This window comes from Bacillus sp. Root131, assembly GCF_001429475.1.
Classification (GTDB): Bacteria; Bacillota; Bacilli; order Bacillales; family Bacillaceae_G; genus Bacillus_A; species Bacillus_A thuringiensis_S.
Genome location: NZ_LMJQ01000023.1, coordinates 14,144 through 31,743, shown reverse-complemented (window position 1 = coordinate 31,743; position 17,600 = coordinate 14,144). Strand labels below are relative to the sequence as shown.

The following is a 17,600-nucleotide window of genomic DNA, read 5'->3' as shown; positions in this document are numbered from 1 at the left end:
CCTAGTTTAATAGAGATATCGGACATCCTAGTCTTTAGAACTAAGACGTCCATTTCTCTTATTCGTTTAAGTATTTCATTGCATCTAATCTGACATACCCCTTACGAGTGTTTACAAGATAGCTAACTACTTGACGCTCACCAAAGTCTGAATCTTCTACAATATCACTATATGTAATAATTGTACCTTTATCATGAGCATCTATTAAAGTTTTAATATCACCTTTTCCAAGGTTATCAATTGTAAAATCAATTTCTTCTGTATTTGTTATCTGTTTGATAGCGATTAAAATATCTGACATATCTTTTGTAATGTCTTTAATTGCTATAAACAAGTCTCTAATTCTTTTAAAACTAAATGTCATTTCTTTCTTATAACCATCTGTATCTCGTTCTATCTTTACATTATACATAGTTTCTAACTTAGGAACTACATAAGCAATTACTAGTGGTTTTAAAGGCATTCCCATGTCGTCTGTTATCTCGCATAACTTTACTTTTTCGTGATGGTCTGCAAACATTAACATGTCTAATGCTTTAGTAGTTTGCTCATATTCTTTTGGAATTTCAGTTTGTTTTGATAACACACATTGACCATGCTCTCCATATGCGTTTACAACATACTTTTTATTTTTAAAAGAAACTGGTTTCTTTAATTCTCCTACCTTTTCACGTTTAAAGAAAGCATAACCGTGGTCTATTAGGAAAAAATTCCAACCTTCTTCACCATACTCGTTTAACTTCTTCTCACATAACTCCATGTAGTTTGGTATTGTCAGTTTCGTAACTTCTACTTTCTTGTACTCATATTTCTTCATATTCTCAACCTCTTTCACTTAACCTTATACCTATATTATACCATAGAGTTCGTGATTTGTCAAATCTAACTCTTAATTATTTTAGAGGTTTAATAAATAAATTCTTTCGTTACAAAATACCCTTCGCTACCGTCTCTAACCTTTTCTACTACTTTTACACCATTTACATAATAAGTTCTTTCACTGAAACTATCATATGATTTAAATTTACGAATTATTGACTTTAAATCTCGTTTGCTTAATCCTTTAAAGTCTATTTTCATATCTTCTTTGTTTGTTATTTGAGTAATAGTTAGCGTATACATTCCACCATCACCGAATGCATCATACAATTTGTTTAACAACTTGAACAGATAAACTACTTTTTCTCTTGAAATGTCTACTACTTTTCCATGATAGTCTACTAATTTTACTTCAAACATTAACTCTTGAAAAGAAATAACTTTAGCTTCTATTAAAGGTCTAAGTGGTATAGTTTTCGAGTCTGTATACTCAAGAAGAGAAACTTTTTCTAACTCTTCGTCTTCTAGGAAATGGCTCATAACAACTTCCATTTTATCTGCTTTACTTGTAAGTTTTATGTCTGTTGTGGTTGAAGCTGTAGTTTCTCCACCTAAAATAACACAATAGTCCTTTTCTAGTTCTGTTTCTACTTCTTCCTCTTCCTCTCCTACCACTTCACGTTTTAGAAGAACTTCTCCGTTGTTTTCCATAGATATTTCCCATCCTTCTAGTCCTAAACCATTTATATACCTTAAATCAAAATCTCCACTATGCTCATCAAATAAAAGGTTTTTATCTATGCTTTTATATTCATACTGTTTCATGGTTTAATTCTCCTTCTCTTTCGTTTAGTAAATAAATTCTTTCACTACAAGATGACCTAAAGGATGTTTTATAATCTTTTCTACTGTTTTATATGATTCTCTTGTATGTTCTTTTATATTGAAAGGTTCATCAGCTTTATACTTCTCGATTACTTTTTCTAACTGTTTTATATTTAAATTTTCTAAGTTTATTTGTATGTCGTTTGGGTTTGCTATCTGTTCAATTGAAACCGTGTACTTAGGGTCAACTTTTAATTCTTTAAGGATTTTATCTAAGAACTCACCTAAGTCTTTAACAATAACTGTATGACTTGACTTCGGTATTCCGTTAAAATCCTTCACTTCTGTCTCTAGCTGTAAAGACCTGAAAGGAATTAATTTTGCTTTTACTACAGGTTTATAAGATATAACTTCACTTCCTGTTTCTTCAAACATAGTAAGCCTTTCTAACCCTCTGTTTACATAGAAATAATTTAAAGCTATTGCTGTTTTACTCTCATCTTCTGCAATTCTTTTAAATAGTACCCCTGCACCATCTTTATCACCATACGTTTCAATCTTATATTTCTTGTCTAATACTATTACTCGACCTTCTTCAACTTTACGTTTGAATACGAATTCTTTACTGTTTTGAAGAACCATTTCCCAACCTTCTACCCCTAATTCGTGGAGTTTGTCCATATTTATTCTGATACCATCAGGTTTTGTTAATTTAGGTAAGTCTATATTTATATATTCGAACTGTTCCATCATCTTATCCCTCTCTTTTCTTTAATCTCTTACTCATATTATACCATAGATTCTCTATTTTGTCAAATGTATACCTATTTTAAATATTTAGTTTCTTTTAAAATTAAATAAAAGAAAGGCTGTAACCTAGTAGTTTATCTAAGTTATAGCCTTCTTATTTTACCTATTATTTAGTTTCAAATTTTCTATTACATCTTTTCTTATGCTCTATAGAGTCGAGAACATCTACTTTTCTATCTGAACAGTCTTTACAAATAAAATACGTTACTTGGAAAAACACATGTCCATCTTCTTCATCATCCATTACGTCTACTGTATCTTGTACTGTATTCTTTGTAGATTGACAGTTTAAACAGGAATCTTCTAACTGAACGTATTCTTCGTTTACTTTTTCGAATCTACTGTCTTTATCTAAATCTTTAGCTAAATCTCCAATTGTATAAATGAACTTCGACTTAATCCATGTATACTTATCTTTAATCCCTACTACATGTTCTTATACCAACTCTTAACTTCCATTGGTAGCCAAAAGAAAGTTAAGACTAACAACGTTCCTACTGGATTCCCTGTCTCTTCTACTATCCTGTTATAGTATGTGTTTCGTGTTAAGAATGTATAAATTGCTCCACCCATTAAATATAGTCCCAAATACATCATTATGTTTGATTACCTCTTCTATTCTATTTCTTCTTGTTGTTTTGGTTTGTGTCTATCTACGTAGTCCTTAATATACTCTAATCCTGTTTGACCTTTTAATGTACACACCGTACATACACTATACTCAATTGTAGTATAATATGTTTCTTCATCTTCCTTACCTTCTTCTACGTCTTCATAACAATAAGACTTACTTTCACTCTGTTCTATTAGTTCATTTGTATTATCATTATTACATACAATACAAGTTTCAGACTTTTGTCTGTATATCTCTCCATCTTCTACAAGTAGTTTCTCGAAATAAAGGCTCTTATCTAAGGAATCACATAAATCATTTATATCAATTTCATCTATTAGTTTATCTGACTTTTTAGAGTTTCTTAGAGCAACAACTAATCCTAAAATTAATATTGGAAGCCAAAAGACAACTGTAAAGAGGTAACTGAATATCAACATAAATTTACTTAGCTGTTTTGCCTTTGGTTTTGATAGGAAGTAAGAAACAACCGCCCCTACCCCTAAATAGATTTTGAATAGTAACATATCTGTTTATCTCCTTTAATTTGTATCCTCTTCTAAACAATGTTTGCATTTAAATGTTGACAGTTCGAAGTGTACTTTCTCATCTTCATCTGCTACTTTAAATGTATGAAGTTTAATATCCTGATTTGTACCACACTCAATACAACCACCTATCTTCTGCTCAAATCCACCGTCTACTGGTTGAAATCTAATGTCTTTCTGGAATGCTTTCTCACAACCTCTTACTTCTCCTAGTTTACCTTTAATTGTTTTCATGTTCTTCCTCCTTATATTCTTCTTCTAATATGTCTATACCTGTTATACCTTGTGTTACACAACTTGTACATACTTGAAGTTTTACTTGCAGGTAAGGATTACTCTTCTTCCCAAATATTTCAGTCTTACTTAATAAACCTTCTGAACCTCTACAAGCAATACAACTACCCCTATGCTGGATATACATTCGACCTTGTATACTATGTACAAAATGAAACCTTGCATCGTTTTCTAAGTTTCTATCTAGTGCATGTACGTTTATTTCTTTCTTTTGAGACTTTACTTGTATTCTGTCTCTACCAATTAAAAAGAGTGCAAGTACTATCATCGGAACCCAAAATACAACAATTACTACAAACATAATGATGGGATACTCTGTTTCTTCTGATAAAGGTAAAAATAACTTCTTTCTTGTTGCAAAACAAACAATTGCACCAATTAGGAAGTATAACGTTACATAAATTGACATTACATGTTTCTCCTATTCTAGTAACTTCCATCTATGAAGTAAGCTAAGTAAAGTAATATGAAAGGTAGAACAACTACGGTAAGAAATATAATACCTATAATAGATGCTAGTTTATCGCCAAAGGATAAGTTAGATAGTATTACCTTTACAATAGACCAAAGAAATAAAGTCCCTACTACTGTATAAAATATGTAAATATCTACATCCAAGTTTTAGTCCTCCTTATCTTTGTTACTGTTTCTCCATTTAGATAATAACTCATGCCAAACTGGATTATGCAAATACATGACAATCATGTTTAGTAGAAATAGTATAACAGTTAATGGACTGATTTTATACAAAAATAAGCCCTCAACCACTAGTTTATAGGCGAGGACTGGAATTATCGCTATTTGTATGATTTGTGCATAAAATGTGATTGGTCTCATATCCTACCCCTAGATGATTTGTAATGTAGCGAATGATGTTAAGATAAGTACTGTCATTAATCCGTATACTATAAATTTATAATCTTTTGTCATGAGTTTATCCTCCAAATGGAGTAGCTACAGACTTATTAGTCTGCAACTACCTCTTTATTTTGTAATGATTTTGCTACTTCTTCGATACGTACTAATAATGTTTGGTAATTCTCAACTGGTGTTTTATTCTCTTCTTTAATAACACCTAGTATTGTTTCCAATAATTCTTTCTTTTCAGCATTGCAATCCTTCAACAGTTCCGTTAATACATCTACGTGTTCTTGGAATGCGAATGATTGTTTTTGTGTTTCTTCTAATTCTTCTTTTACTTGCTTTATATTTTCTGTTACAGTTTTACTATATTGAATCATTTGTTTATAAGCTTCTACACTAATTTCAAATGAGATTGTATTCTTTGAAACTACGTCTTGGTACTTATGCTCAATCTGTTCAATTGCTTCAAAAGTAGTTGGAACAGACACATTCTCTAGTTTAACAATATCTAAACCGTAGTCACTTTCCACTACCCCATAAACTTCATTACAACCTACTTTGTCGTATACTTGCTTTGTTACAGGTGTAAATACGATTTTTGGAAAGTCACAGTCTAATAATGTGTACCCTCTTGCTTTTAATGACTTTTTGATGTCTTGATTGTTTTCCCTTAACTTATAACCTTTTACGTTATTCCAATTATTTACCGTGTTTTTCAGTCTGTCTGTTATCATTTTCTTATCCTCCTGTTTAGAAAGGAGTAGATAAAACCTTACCTACCCCTATTTGATTCTTATTTCTTTAGTGACTCATTATGTGTAACAAGGAATACGGGAAGACTTGTTTGTTTCTTTAATATCTTAATTACGTCTTCACTATTTTGTGGTGTAATTCCTTGTAATGGACTAGAAGTTTTCTCTTGTTCTTTTACGTCTCCTACCATTTTAACATCAGCTAATTGACGCATCATGGTAATAAATGTTTGAATGTTCACCATTTCCTTAAACTCAGGTTCCATTTTGTTATAGTCTTCTAAGAGTTGTTTACCAATTTGCTGTTCAATACACGGTTTTAGTGAAACTTTGTCTGGGTGGGCTGTTCCTGTATCTACAATGTACCCTTGTTTCTCCATTTCTTCTTTTAAGTTATATGCTTTACCACTTCCAGGTTTTTCTGATACAACTACGTTTTCTTTACAGTGTGTATGTTTGGTCATAGAACTTGGTAAAATCGAAGTACTTCCTGTAAAAATTACGCTATGAATATCTCCAAATGGGAATAGGTTAGTTTCTGTATCAAATCCAATTAATCCACTATTTTCTTGCAATTGAGCATTGTTAAATACTTCGTATCCTAACACTTTAGCTAAGTTATCAGCTTTCTCGGATACCTCTACTAAATCATCTGTAAGTTCAGAGATTGTAGTATATAGTTCCTCTTGTTCAGCTTTCATAGACTCTTTTGTTTCCATATGTTCTTTACGCTCTACTTCTAAGTCTTTCTTTAACTTTTCTACTTTTGCTTGTAATTCTTCTACTGTTTCAGATACAGTTTCCTCTGCTCGAATGACAGTTGGATTTACGTATCTATTATAGAATAGTGTCAGTTTCTCAAATTCCTTTACACCTATGATAAAATAATTTTGCTTTTGCGATTCAGCATGGAGTCTATCTTGGTTTAACTCTTCTAATACTGCATACATGTTTGTGTTTAACTCATGTAATACATCACCTTTTGTTTCTAATGCGAATTTATTTAAGTTTTCATAGAATGCTTTGAAGTCTTGTACATGAATTAATACACTTTCTTTGTTTCTAAGGTAAGCTTCATTGAAAGCATTCGTCCATTGTGATAATACTTGTTTAATCGGTTCCACATATACAATAGCGAATGATACTTCTTCTAACTCGTCTAACTTACCTTCTGATAATGTTAAACCTTTTACACCTAAGTTTGATACGTATGCTACAATTCTCTTCACTTCTTTTAATGTAGCGTATACAACCGTTTCTCCTTGATTTCGATTAATCATTCGAGAATCATCAAGACTTGTAATTAAAGCCGATAGTTTAGGATGTTTTACTGCTAACTCTACCCCTAACTCTCTGCCACAATACCAACGTAAATTGTCATATAACACTTTAATTTCGTTACCTTCTAATGCCATACTTGTATTTAAATCACCTGTTTTCTGTAACTCTGCATTGTACTTTTTAATCCATACGTTTAAAACCTGTTTCACTAAATCTAAACTTGATTGATGTAAGTTTGTCATTTTCTATTCCTTCTTTCCTTATAATTTATTTAAATCGTAGGGGTCTAATACCCCTACATAACTAACATTCTTGTAACATCTAGTTTTCCACTATCCGTTTGAAAGACTTGATATTCGTAATCTCCGTCTGTAAAGAATACTTCGTCTGACTCTTTTGGAAGGAGTTCATAATTGAATTCTTTCAATACCCCTTCTGTTGACTCTTTATCGAACCCTAAATGGTTTAACCCTACAGTTTCGTCACACATGTTTAATTCTTCTACTAACTCTTGATATTGTTCTGTAGACATCCCTGTAACCTCCAAGTTACTAAAATTTATTTCTCTCACTATTCTCCAAATAGTTTCTGATATTACCTTGTTTTGTTAGACTTTAGAAATCAATCGTATCTAAAGTCTAACTCACGATAAATAAAATTTAAATTAATATCGTCCATCAAGATAAGTTGAATCAACCCTTTTTGTTCTAAGCTACTAATAACACCTCTAAGCTGTTTCATCGGAATTCCAGTTGCACGTTCAACATCAGTTGCAATTACGTCACTGAATGTAGCTTCTGCACACCAACCCTCTGTAACTAAGTAGTTCCAAACCTGCGTCTCCATTTCCGTTAAGGTTTGTAATGATTCCTGTTCTTGCTCATCTGTATCTAAATCACATTTCCAATCTTTCAGTTCTGCTACTTTTAACATAATTACTACCCCTTTCAAACTTATTTATTGATTAAACTTGCAAACAATTCTTGCATACCTCGGTTTTTCTCCATTAACTTCTCTTGCTCTCTATCTTCACGTTCTTGAATACGTTCTTCATGCTCACGCTGTCTATCAAGTTTACGTTGTTCAGCTTGTTGTTTCTTTAATTCTTCTTGCTTTTTCAACTCTTCTTTCATTTCATCTACTTTACCGTTTGAGAAATCATGACGAGCGGTTGGGATACATGCAAACAACCCGTTCTTTTTATAAGTCATTTCTACTTCAAACATTGTTTCGTATGTAAAGTAATCGTTTTGTGTAGAAGCATTTAACAGACTGAATAAGTAGTCACGAGTTATCCATTGTGTAGGATAGTTTTTATCTTCATCTAAATCTTCTAATGCTTCTAATACTAGCTCATCATTTCGGTCTAGATTTGATTCTAATAACCAGTTTTCCATTTCACCAGTTTCACTGAACATAAGTGTTTCTGTATCAATTACCCCACTAGTTACATTCACGAACATTGCACCATCTAAGAATAATACTTGTGCTTTTACTACAGTTCCTTGTAATACCCCAAACTTACTTCCAATGAACATACATTGTTGACCTGCATTCTCATCTTCGTTTGGAGCAACTACAATTGTGTCTCCTTCTAAAAACATTGTCATATTATCGTTTTGTGATTGAAAACCTCTAACTTCTAGTTTCTTAAATGCACAGTCTTGTTCCTCTCTTGTAAAACCTAAACTGTTTAATAAAATCATTTTTCATTCTCCCTTTCTCTCTTTAACTTATATACTTATTATACCATGAGTCTCTTAATTTGTCAACAATGTTCAAAAATAAAAAGCATAAGTTTCAAAAATTCCTTCAATGCTTCTAATAATAGGAATCTGTTTGAAATTATGCTTACTTTTTACTAGTATTATTTATTTTTAACATCTGAAAACTCTAGTTTATCGACATATCTGTAAAGTGAACCACGGATAAGAGCATCCGTTCCATCATAAAATTCGTTTACCAATGTAGAAATTACCTCTTTGTAGGGTAAGCCTTTTTCGATTAACTCTGTTGTACGTTTATCTATTCGTTTTCTTCTGTCTTCTTTATCATCTGCAATCTCTACAAATTTAGGAGTTTTAGGTACTTTATGTTCTTCTTTATAAGACTCGACTACCCCTTTAACAAGTAGTTTATGGTTTGGAAACTCCTGTTCGAGTAGAGTAGGTATACTATTGATTGGATGTCCAGTCCCTAATAAATAATCTAGTCGTTTTTGTATAGGTATACTTGTTTCTTCCGTCATTCTATTCATTGTGTACCTCTTATTTATTGTCTTCTATCATAACTCCGTTTGGAAACTCTTGTCCAATAGTTATGAGAACTTCTGATGGTGTCTTACCTTCTACTAAAAGTTCCCCAACACGGTCTTTTACTTCTTTTCTTACATGTACGCTAGTTGTTAATTCTTTTACCCTGTCAACTTGTACTCTAGTTTTAAGTTCATTCCCTGTTGTTTGCTCATTTAAAAATCTTTGCTTATTTACAGAAAGGTTCGTGTTTGCATACTTACTTGTTTTCTCTTTATGCTTATCGACAACCGTTTCAATAATAAAAGCTAAATCAGGCATTTCTTCTAGCATTTGTGCCTTTACGTTTTCAATATTTTATCGTGAAGCAATAATTCATGTAGTCTATCTTTTACATCTACTCCGTGTTCTATAGCCATCTTAATTGTTTCTGCTAATTCCCCTGTAACATCTTTGAGTTTTGTCAATCTTATGCTCTCCCCTCTATGTTTTATGGATGTATTAAACCGCAATGATTACATTTTTGATTTCCATTTTTCATCTTTTCGAATTTATGACCGTTTAAATGACAATCTAATCCTTTTTGGAACTTAGTGATTAAGTCCTTTACTATTTCCCCATCGTTTGGATATTCTTGATTCAATCTTTTCTCAATCTCATGTAATGGATACCCTTGTTGCAAGAAAGATTGGATATGTTGAAATAGTAAATTAGATACTTGTTGCTGTCTTTGTAAGTTTTCCCATAGTTCTTGTATGTTACGCATTCGCATCTACCCCTTTAGACTACTTTACGAATATTTTCTTAGGTTTGTTAGCACGTAAACGACCTCTATTGTTGTGACCATGTAAGTCTTTTTGACTCATTAACTGTTCTCTGATTTGTCTCATTTCAAAGTCACTCATGTTTGGGTTCGAATACTCTTCTGTTCTCAATCCAAAGCGTATACCCTCTACTATTTCGTACATTTGATATTCGTTGTAAATAGGGTTTCCATCTTCGTCTTTCTTTGATACCAGTTTACCGTCTCCGAATCGAATTCCTTTTACAACCTCTTCAATCTGACCACCTGTAAACTTATTGTTAATATAGTTTTGAATTAATGATGGTGGGTTTATAACTGGTTTCGCACGTAAGATAGCTTCAATCTGTTCTGCCGTCCATGTTTTATTAATAAATGGTCGTACATCTATATGTGAACCTATTAAGTTTATTAAAAGATATAGTATGTCTTCGTCTAACTTCATACCAACTCTCACAAGAGGTGTTAAGTCATACCCCTTAGACAATCCGTAGATAAAACCGTCTACTAAGTCTCTTTTTACGTTTAAGAAGTCAATACTAGAAGTGTTATGTGTTAAGTGACATTTTAATACTTTTACTAGTGTATCTTCTTCCAATGCCGGTTTACCTTTTGGAGACTTCATGTATTTACGTAAGAAATCTAGTTTATACCCTTGATTGTGCAACATGCGGATATATCTAATAACTTCCCAACCTACATGTAGGTTTATAAAATCCTCATCTACCCCTGATTGGATTGCTATACGGTATTCTCTTAGTTGCTCTGCTGTTTTACCTTTATTTAAATAGTATATTAAATCTATATTATGAAAGAACGCTAATCTTAGTTCATCCTTAGATAATTCATCTATATCTAATTTATCAATTTCAAAGAAAGTTAGTGTAGGTCTACTCATGAGTTACCTCCTACTTCTTTTTGAAGAAGTTTTCACGTTCTTCACGGTCATACCCCATGATGATTAACGCATTATCTAAGGCATTGTCCCATAAGATAAAGTCTTTTAATACTTGTCGGTAGTTTCCTACTTCATCAGACTTTGGAAGTCGGTCATTCTTTTTGATAAAATCAATAATCTCGTCTAAGAAATGTACACGAGGTAAATATCTATCACGTTTCTCTTTGTACCATTCTTCTACTGTTTTAGAAGGGTCGTCTATATAGGCAACCGCTACTCGAACAGCGATATCCCACTTACTGAATCGTTTTACAATGTTTGCTCGTTCAGGCATTTCGTCACTGCGAGGAATTTCATCATAGTTACGAATATACTCAATTAATGGTTCTAGTACCTCTTTTAAAGGAATTGCTGTTTTCAATTGTTGGTTCTTAATTTCATATAGAGAGTCTTCTACTGAATACCCCATTTCTTTTAGGACATCCATTCGTAAATAGAATACTGTTCCGTAATGGTGGTTTACTAACTCAGAACCATAACGTAATACTCCAGTTTTCTTGAAGTTCTCTAAAGACTGTTTGAATAATTCTTCTTTACTAATCATTTTGTGTTTGATGTTGAATAACTCTTCGTCTACCTTTTCCTCAGGTACTCCGTTAGCTAACAATACTTGTCTACGGTATTCCTCAGCACCACCGAAAAATCGTCTTGCACTACGGTAGTACGGGTCTTCACTTGTAGAAGGGAAGTCTCCGTGTTCTTGTAAGTATTTATAATTGAAAGCTAACGCTTGTTGCATTTTCTGTTCCATTTGTTTTGATGATGCTTGTGTCATCTTGTTTTCCTCCTTTGGGGTTTTCTTTCCACCTGTTGTATGATAACTATATTATATCATAAAATTACTATATTGTCAATTTAGTCTGATAATTTCTTTCTTGTCTTGAAATATTGTTGCAAACTCTTTATAAAAGTTACTGTTTCACCCTACTTACCTTACTAAGTACCGCATATACTATCGTTGTAACAACTAATAACACATACGAAATTACATCTAGTTTATAGTCTACCGCTATATTGATACAAGTTATGATAGGAGATAATAAAACAACTATACCTGTCACTTTAAATACTAATTTATCGTTCTTTATTTCTAAATCAGGTCTTCCAAATCGTTTACCTCCAATATTCAAAACACATAAAGCAATAGAAACACCCGTTGCAAGTGCAAGTATCTCTCCATAACTAATAAAGAAGAATAAACCCGTCTCAGGTAAAGGAATGTTAAATATATCTTTCGGTAAACTGTTTAAATAGATGTTTCGATAGGCAAATCCTTTCACCGTTAACATAAAGACCGTTGCGAACATAATCGGTAAACATAACCTTCTCGTTTCTTTCTTCTTTGCTAACTGTTTCCACTTTTCCAAGTTATAACCTCCCTTTTTCTTATAGAACATCACTTCTTATTCTTTCTGTATCTATAGTAAATATATTGGTCTATATAGTCTTCTATAAATTTTATCTTGTTCAATTTTAACTACAATACTCAATCATAACTAAGCTTAGTTCCTCTAAAATTTATGACCAAACAAAAAGAGATACAATACGTTTTGTATTATATCCCTTTCGGTTCTCTTATACTTAACACATACCTATTGTGGTTTATTGCCAAACATAGAAGAGAAGTCTAATGCTGGCGCACTATTCGTTTTCTTATTATTTTCCTCTTCTTCTCTTTGCTTTTGTAACTGTTCTTCTTCCAACTTTGTTTGTGATTCCTTCTTTTCCTCTAATATCTTCTCAAAGTCTACCCCACCTGATTGAACAGATTGGTCTGTACCGTAAATGAATTCTGCAATTTCATCGTCCATAATTTGATTTGCGTTTTGACGGATAGAACCGCTTGCACCTTCTCCAAAGTATGCGACTGGCACGATACCCATTTCTGCAATGAATGGAGACTCACTACCCCTGATAGTAAGAATCGTTGACTTCTCTTTCGCACGAGTTCCTGCGATGTAATGGATACGTCTTTCCTCTTCAAACTCTGTATCTGCTGAACGAGAAGACGGGAATAATTTATTTGTGTCTTTCCAAATGTATACGCTGTCTGCTTCCTTACCTTTGAAGTCATGGACAGTTGTTAATTGGATTGTAGTATCTCTACTGTCTGCTCTTGAATGAAGTCTTGTATTACGGTAGTTGATTTCATAAATAAAATCATCCATTGTTTTCACATCACCGCATTCGATAATCATTTCTAACAGTTCAATGATAGATACTGTTTCTTCTGTATACTCATCATTTGCGTCTAATGCTCTGTATTTTACAAATTCAAATGTAGCTTTCAGTTTCTCTACTTCATCATCAGCCGTACTGTTAATGTGAATTACAAATGAAGCTAAATCCTCTGAAATATTACGTAATGAGTTCATAGGGAAGTTAAAGATAGTTTGCCCTTGGATTTTCAATGCATTTACAAAGTTCTTTAATTGATAGTTTGATAAGTCTTTTGCAATTACTTTCAAGTTCTCATGCATCTTCTCATAATTGTTCATGAATAAATATGCTAACTGCCAATATTTACGAAATTTTGGACGTTTTAAATCATAGAGCGTACCTCTAATTGCATAGTTGAACTTATCTTGGAAGTCTAAGAATACGGATAAAGGTAATAGACTTGGATTTGTACGTCCTAAGATTGCAACTGTCATACCGTTATTTACGTCTTCCATGATTTGCTCTTGAATTGAACGAGCCATTTCAATTGTACTACCATATGAGTAACAGTTTAATGTTCCTCCTTCTCGACTTGCTTTTAGAGGTTTTTCATAACGGTTTTCGTTCATCGTAATACTGTTGATAATCGGATTTAATACGTTTGATGGACAACGGTAATTACGACTTAACTTATTAATAACAGGTTTAAAATCGGCAGGGAATCGTTTTGTAATGATATCAATGTTACTACCCCTCCAACTGTAAATGGACTGGTCATCGTCACCGATTACTGTTACCTGTTTACATCCTTTTGCATACACTTTAAAGATTTCATATTGAATTTCAGATACGTCTTGGAACTCATCTATGATAATACGGTCATAACGATTTGAAATGAAGTTCGTTACATGCGGATTACGAGTCTCAGGATTACATGCGAATTTATACAATAATTCCTGTAAATCCTCAAAATCCATACACTTGTAATCTTTACGCATTTGAGCGTAGTTTGCAATAACATATTTGATGTTTTCTCTTGTTAATCCTACGTCTTCCATATCAGGATGGTAGAACTCATCTGGATTTAAACGGTTACGTGCCGCTGAAATGTATGATACAATACTGGATACTTCTTCATTTGTAGGATACCCTGGTCTACTTCCTAAACCGAAGTTTTTCGCTACATCACGAATCATACCCATTGTAGATTTCATGTCCATGATGTGTACAGGTACTTTTAACTCTTTTAAACAGTGCAAGAACTCAGCATGTAGAGTAGAGAACTTAACTGTCTCTACCCCTACTGATATTCCCATTTCATTCTTTTGTTTCATAAAAGTACGTTGTAAGTCTTCTGCACCACTTTTTAAGAATGTAGATACCCAAATTTTATCTGCAACTTGGGTTGTCATATCTTTATGACGTACTTCATGTACTGCATTACCTGTTTTAATATCAGCATTCAGTTTAAAAATGATACTTGTTGTTTTACCTGAACCTGCACCTGCAATGATTAATTGGTCTTTTTGTTCCGTGATAATAAGCCCTAGTTCGTCTAGGTTATACCCCTTCTTCCCTAACCAATTTAAGATAGATTCATACGTGTTTCCTACTTCTCCATTGTCGCCCATTGCGTTTAATTCATCGAAAATACTGTTTGACAAGGTGTTTCACTCCTTCTTGTTTGCTTATAGGAATAGTCAAGAATTTTCTCATAAGTTTTATTTCCTAGTTTGCTTTTTAACTTGTTTCTTTTTCTTAACTCTAGCTTTTTATTAAACCAATTCGTAATTACGTAACTATCTGTTACTTTTGGACGAGTCACGATTAACCCTTTATCGTTTAACTCTGCCACCATATGTTCGTAATCCACGTAACACTCATACCTTTCAAGTCTGCCTGTTCTTGAAGACCAAACTTCCTCAAAAGTTAAGATAACCTTAGAACCATACTCACTCACAATCTCAATTTTAAAACCATATGCGTCTGCTGTTACAACCATAATCAGCACTCTACATACCTGCTCCTTCTTAAACGATACAAGTTACAAGTATGTAAAGTTTCCTCCTCTCTACTTGTAAATTTCGTTTTATTTTGTAACTGAAACAGATTTTAATTTAATTGTGGTTTTGTCCGAATATGTTGTTTCTTTTTCAATAGTTTCTAAATTATCCTAGCTATTTCTTTCTATACCTCTTCTGTAGCTAAAAGATACTAAAATTCTTTTTAAGTTACAGTAAAAATTAACAAGCCCCTTTTCCTTTACTTGTTTATCTTTAACCTGTAACGCAACCCTATACCGTTCAACCCCAAACAGTATATGTTTAGCGATTTGATTCTTCTACCCTAGAAATCTACGCTAAATCCATCAAGTAAATCTTTTTCGTATAATGGAATATTACCTTGTTTGTAGTATGTATTCACATACAACTCTTCATCAAAAGGTATATCCCAATCTTTTAACACCCAGTAAACTGCGTCTATCTGACTCATTAAATATGTAAACTCAATACCACTCTGTTCTACATATAATTCAATCTCGTTTGAATCGTATACTGGCGTTATGAAATACTTTTCGTAGTAAAGAGGGTCGTTTGACATCACATATTCTACCCCTATTGATGTTAAATTGAACTCTTCACTTGGTCTTCTTACCTCTAAATCTGTATGTTGCCATAACTCTTGCATGTCTTTAGGCTGTTTCTCAAACTCTCTATCCTTTTGGACTCTAGTTTGATTCACAACTACTTTCTCTAATCGAATAGAAGTTGGTGTGATACCTCGTACAATTGCTATGCAACAATGCATTACTTTTCGCTCTTTACTTGACTTATCGGTAGTGTTTCGTTCATAGAAGTAAACTACGTTTCCTACCTTGTATTTATCATTTTGTAAGCAAGCCTGTTTCTGTGGAATTGTATACCCCTCTGTGCTTAACAAACCTTGTTCTTTTCCTAAGAAATACCAACAATTGTAACTTACGCTGTTTAAGTATCTTGTTTCTAAAGGAAACTTAATAATCTGTCTTGTTAGCGGTGACATCATTAAGTAATACAAAGCTACAATCCCTTGTGGTTTATCTCTTGTTACATTGTAAATAGATGGATACAACTCATAGCGTTTTCCATTTAGATACCCCTCTACATGAAGAAAAGCTGTCATTTCAATAACTACACTCTCATGTTGTGAAGATAAGAATAATTGGTTGTTTACATTTGTATCACTCAAGTTGATATACAACTTTTCGTTTTGCTCTCCTTCAATCTTATAGAAGTAAGGCTGAACCTCTGCAAGTGAGTTCAAATATAAGTCTCCATATAATTCATGTTCATCTTCTTCAAATGGAGGTAAATCAATTGCTACATCGTTTACATATCCATTTTCTACCGCATATAAGAAGTAAGTATAATATCTTGAATGTTGAATCGTGTCTTTGAATGCTGATACGTCTACATTTTCTAATGATAAATTATGACCTTTGTGTTTCAAATACTTCCCAACTAAACAAACATAGAAAAACTCAACTGAATTCTCTAGTTTATCTACCCCTAAAACATCTTCTAACCTCACTGGAATGTCCCCTCCTTAGCTTGTTTAATCGTTTCAATCAGTCTAATTCTTGATTTGACGTCTGACTCTTTTGCATCAAGTAAACGTAATAAGTAGTTTAGCTTATTCATATCACAATTCATTAGTAATACTTCTAAGTCTAAATTAGAATACTTCTTCAATAATGCAATTTCGTTTAGACACTCTTCTAAAGTGTAACGTGATTTATCGTTGTGTTCTCCCTTTTCGATTCGATTCACGACTGACTTGATAACGACTCTTTCTGAACTGTAGTCTGCTAACAATGTATCTAGTATTAAATCAACTTCTTTAAACTCTTCTTTTAAAATCAACTCGACAACTTCTGTACCTAACATCTTCTCTAGGTCTTCATCAAGTGCTTTACGTTGCTTATAATAAAATGACCTTGAAATACCTAATTCCTCATATTGTTCTTTTGTAGGTTTGTCCCAGTTATTTAATAAATAACCTTTATGTTTGACATCCGTATAAGAACCTTCCATGATAAATTTCTGTACCTCATTTAGATAGTCTAGTTTTTGTTGCTTAAATTCACTTTCATCGTAGTTTGCTAATACCAAACCTCGTGAAACTTCTTGTAATAGTCTAACCAACCGTCTATACCTCCTTCTTACGTCTCTGTCTCTTATGTTTTTATTGTGATTATGAAAGAGGACATATGTCCACTGGATTCCTTGCTTTTCCTATGGACACCCTATTCCAGTAATTCCCCATACCCTTATTATAGCAAGAAATGTGGAGGAATTATATAGTGTCTTCAAAAAATGTACACTTTTTGTGGACACTTTTAAGGAGACAATTGTCCACCTTTTGCAAGATAGAAAAAATATCCATTTTAACCTATTCTCTAAATTTCTTATAAAGTCTCTTAAAAATGATTAAGTTACTTAAAACTCTTTTTCTTGTTCTTATCACCTTATTATGACGTTCAGTAGGTAAATTAAGCTGTTTGTTAAAGGATAGTCTATTGACTATTGATGTAATTCATGTACTTTCCAGTTACCTTTAAATTTCATCGAGTAATCCTTTTT

General features: G+C 32.8%; 25 protein-coding genes. All 25 read right to left on the bottom strand.

Annotated features, from left to right (window positions below; genetic code table 11):
* Window positions 1-58: 58 nt before the first annotated feature.
* Window positions 59-817, bottom strand: a complete 759-nt coding sequence (locus tag ASE54_RS24640; RefSeq protein ID WP_000759751.1) for a hypothetical protein — start codon at window positions 815-817, stop codon at window positions 59-61.
* A gap of 89 nt (window positions 818-906) precedes the next feature.
* Window positions 907-1,644, bottom strand: coding sequence for a hypothetical protein (locus ASE54_RS24635; protein ID WP_000816120.1), 738 nt, complete (start codon window positions 1,642-1,644; stop codon window positions 907-909).
* Between the two features lie 24 nt (window positions 1,645-1,668).
* Window positions 1,669-2,394 carry a hypothetical protein gene (locus ASE54_RS24630; protein WP_000434539.1) on the bottom strand — a complete coding sequence of 242 codons (726 nt, stop codon included), beginning with the start codon at window positions 2,392-2,394 and terminating at the stop codon, window positions 1,669-1,671.
* 486 nt (window positions 2,395-2,880) lie between these two features.
* Window positions 2,881-3,051: a hypothetical protein gene (locus ASE54_RS35925; RefSeq protein WP_000990212.1), complete on the bottom strand. Its 171-nt coding sequence runs from the start codon at window positions 3,049-3,051 to the stop codon at window positions 2,881-2,883.
* An 18-nt stretch (window positions 3,052-3,069) separates the two neighbouring features.
* Complete coding sequence (locus tag ASE54_RS24625) at window positions 3,070-3,594, bottom strand: hypothetical protein (RefSeq protein ID WP_000923917.1); 525 nt, start codon at window positions 3,592-3,594, stop codon at window positions 3,070-3,072.
* Between the two features lie 15 nt (window positions 3,595-3,609).
* Window positions 3,610-3,849: a hypothetical protein gene (locus ASE54_RS24620; protein ID WP_000848930.1), complete on the bottom strand. Its 240-nt coding sequence runs from the start codon at window positions 3,847-3,849 to the stop codon at window positions 3,610-3,612.
* A complete protein-coding gene (locus ASE54_RS24615; protein WP_000029933.1) occupies window positions 3,836-4,318 on the bottom strand; it encodes a hypothetical protein in 483 nt (160 codons plus the stop codon). Before ASE54_RS24615 ends, ASE54_RS24620 begins: the two co-directional genes overlap by 14 nt.
* 17 nt (window positions 4,319-4,335) lie before the next feature.
* Window positions 4,336-4,527: a hypothetical protein gene (locus tag ASE54_RS24610; protein WP_000382158.1), complete on the bottom strand. Its 192-nt coding sequence runs from the start codon at window positions 4,525-4,527 to the stop codon at window positions 4,336-4,338.
* A gap of 3 nt (window positions 4,528-4,530) precedes the next feature.
* A complete protein-coding gene (locus ASE54_RS24605; protein ID WP_001247499.1) occupies window positions 4,531-4,746 on the bottom strand; it encodes a hypothetical protein in 216 nt (71 codons plus the stop codon).
* A 128-nt stretch (window positions 4,747-4,874) separates the two neighbouring features.
* Complete coding sequence (locus ASE54_RS24600; RefSeq protein ID WP_000627136.1) at window positions 4,875-5,507, bottom strand: hypothetical protein; 633 nt, start codon at window positions 5,505-5,507, stop codon at window positions 4,875-4,877.
* Window positions 5,508-5,566: 59 nt separating this feature from the next.
* Entirely contained in the window at window positions 5,567-7,048 is a 1,482-nt protein-coding gene (locus tag ASE54_RS24595; protein WP_000182928.1) for a hypothetical protein, read from the bottom strand.
* A 53-nt stretch (window positions 7,049-7,101) separates the two neighbouring features.
* Window positions 7,102-7,338, bottom strand: coding sequence for a hypothetical protein (locus tag ASE54_RS24590; protein WP_000102763.1), 237 nt, complete (start codon window positions 7,336-7,338; stop codon window positions 7,102-7,104).
* A gap of 89 nt (window positions 7,339-7,427) precedes the next feature.
* Window positions 7,428-7,739 (bottom strand): hypothetical protein, encoded by a 312-nt coding sequence (locus ASE54_RS24585; RefSeq protein WP_000921496.1) that lies wholly within the window; start codon window positions 7,737-7,739, stop codon window positions 7,428-7,430.
* Window positions 7,740-7,759: 20 nt separating this feature from the next.
* Window positions 7,760-8,512, bottom strand: a complete 753-nt coding sequence (locus ASE54_RS24580) for a hypothetical protein (RefSeq protein WP_000602012.1) — start codon at window positions 8,510-8,512, stop codon at window positions 7,760-7,762.
* A 161-nt stretch (window positions 8,513-8,673) separates the two neighbouring features.
* Complete coding sequence (locus ASE54_RS24575; protein ID WP_001081245.1) at window positions 8,674-9,063, bottom strand: hypothetical protein; 390 nt, start codon at window positions 9,061-9,063, stop codon at window positions 8,674-8,676.
* Window positions 9,064-9,073: 10 nt separating this feature from the next.
* A complete protein-coding gene (locus tag ASE54_RS24570) occupies window positions 9,074-9,391 on the bottom strand; it encodes a hypothetical protein (protein ID WP_000888904.1) in 318 nt (105 codons plus the stop codon).
* An 8-nt stretch (window positions 9,392-9,399) separates the two neighbouring features.
* Window positions 9,400-9,525, bottom strand: coding sequence for a hypothetical protein (locus ASE54_RS37440; protein ID WP_000163754.1), 126 nt, complete (start codon window positions 9,523-9,525; stop codon window positions 9,400-9,402).
* A gap of 23 nt (window positions 9,526-9,548) precedes the next feature.
* Window positions 9,549-9,824 carry a hypothetical protein gene (locus ASE54_RS24565; protein ID WP_001244462.1) on the bottom strand — a complete coding sequence of 92 codons (276 nt, stop codon included), beginning with the start codon at window positions 9,822-9,824 and terminating at the stop codon, window positions 9,549-9,551.
* A 19-nt stretch (window positions 9,825-9,843) separates the two neighbouring features.
* Complete coding sequence (locus ASE54_RS24560; RefSeq protein WP_000089754.1) at window positions 9,844-10,758, bottom strand: hypothetical protein; 915 nt, start codon at window positions 10,756-10,758, stop codon at window positions 9,844-9,846.
* A 10-nt stretch (window positions 10,759-10,768) separates the two neighbouring features.
* Window positions 10,769-11,593 carry a hypothetical protein gene (locus ASE54_RS24555; protein WP_000189604.1) on the bottom strand — a complete coding sequence of 275 codons (825 nt, stop codon included), beginning with the start codon at window positions 11,591-11,593 and terminating at the stop codon, window positions 10,769-10,771.
* Between the two features lie 136 nt (window positions 11,594-11,729).
* Window positions 11,730-12,185 (bottom strand): hypothetical protein, encoded by a 456-nt coding sequence (locus tag ASE54_RS24550; RefSeq protein ID WP_000417042.1) that lies wholly within the window; start codon window positions 12,183-12,185, stop codon window positions 11,730-11,732.
* 225 nt (window positions 12,186-12,410) lie between these two features.
* Entirely contained in the window at window positions 12,411-14,642 is a 2,232-nt protein-coding gene (locus tag ASE54_RS24545; protein WP_000071511.1) for an ATP-dependent helicase, read from the bottom strand.
* A complete protein-coding gene (locus ASE54_RS24540; protein ID WP_000261764.1) occupies window positions 14,615-14,980 on the bottom strand; it encodes a hypothetical protein in 366 nt (121 codons plus the stop codon). The genes ASE54_RS24545 and ASE54_RS24540 overlap by 28 nt, the downstream gene beginning before the upstream one ends.
* A gap of 344 nt (window positions 14,981-15,324) precedes the next feature.
* The gene (locus ASE54_RS24535; protein WP_001235238.1) at window positions 15,325-16,548 is read right to left on the bottom strand and encodes a hypothetical protein; all 1,224 of its coding nucleotides are present in this window, start codon (window positions 16,546-16,548) and stop codon (window positions 15,325-15,327) included.
* Window positions 16,545-17,162, bottom strand: coding sequence for a hypothetical protein (locus ASE54_RS24530; protein WP_000251920.1), 618 nt, complete (start codon window positions 17,160-17,162; stop codon window positions 16,545-16,547). The genes ASE54_RS24535 and ASE54_RS24530 overlap by 4 nt, the downstream gene beginning before the upstream one ends.
* Window positions 17,163-17,600: the final 438 nt, after the last annotated feature.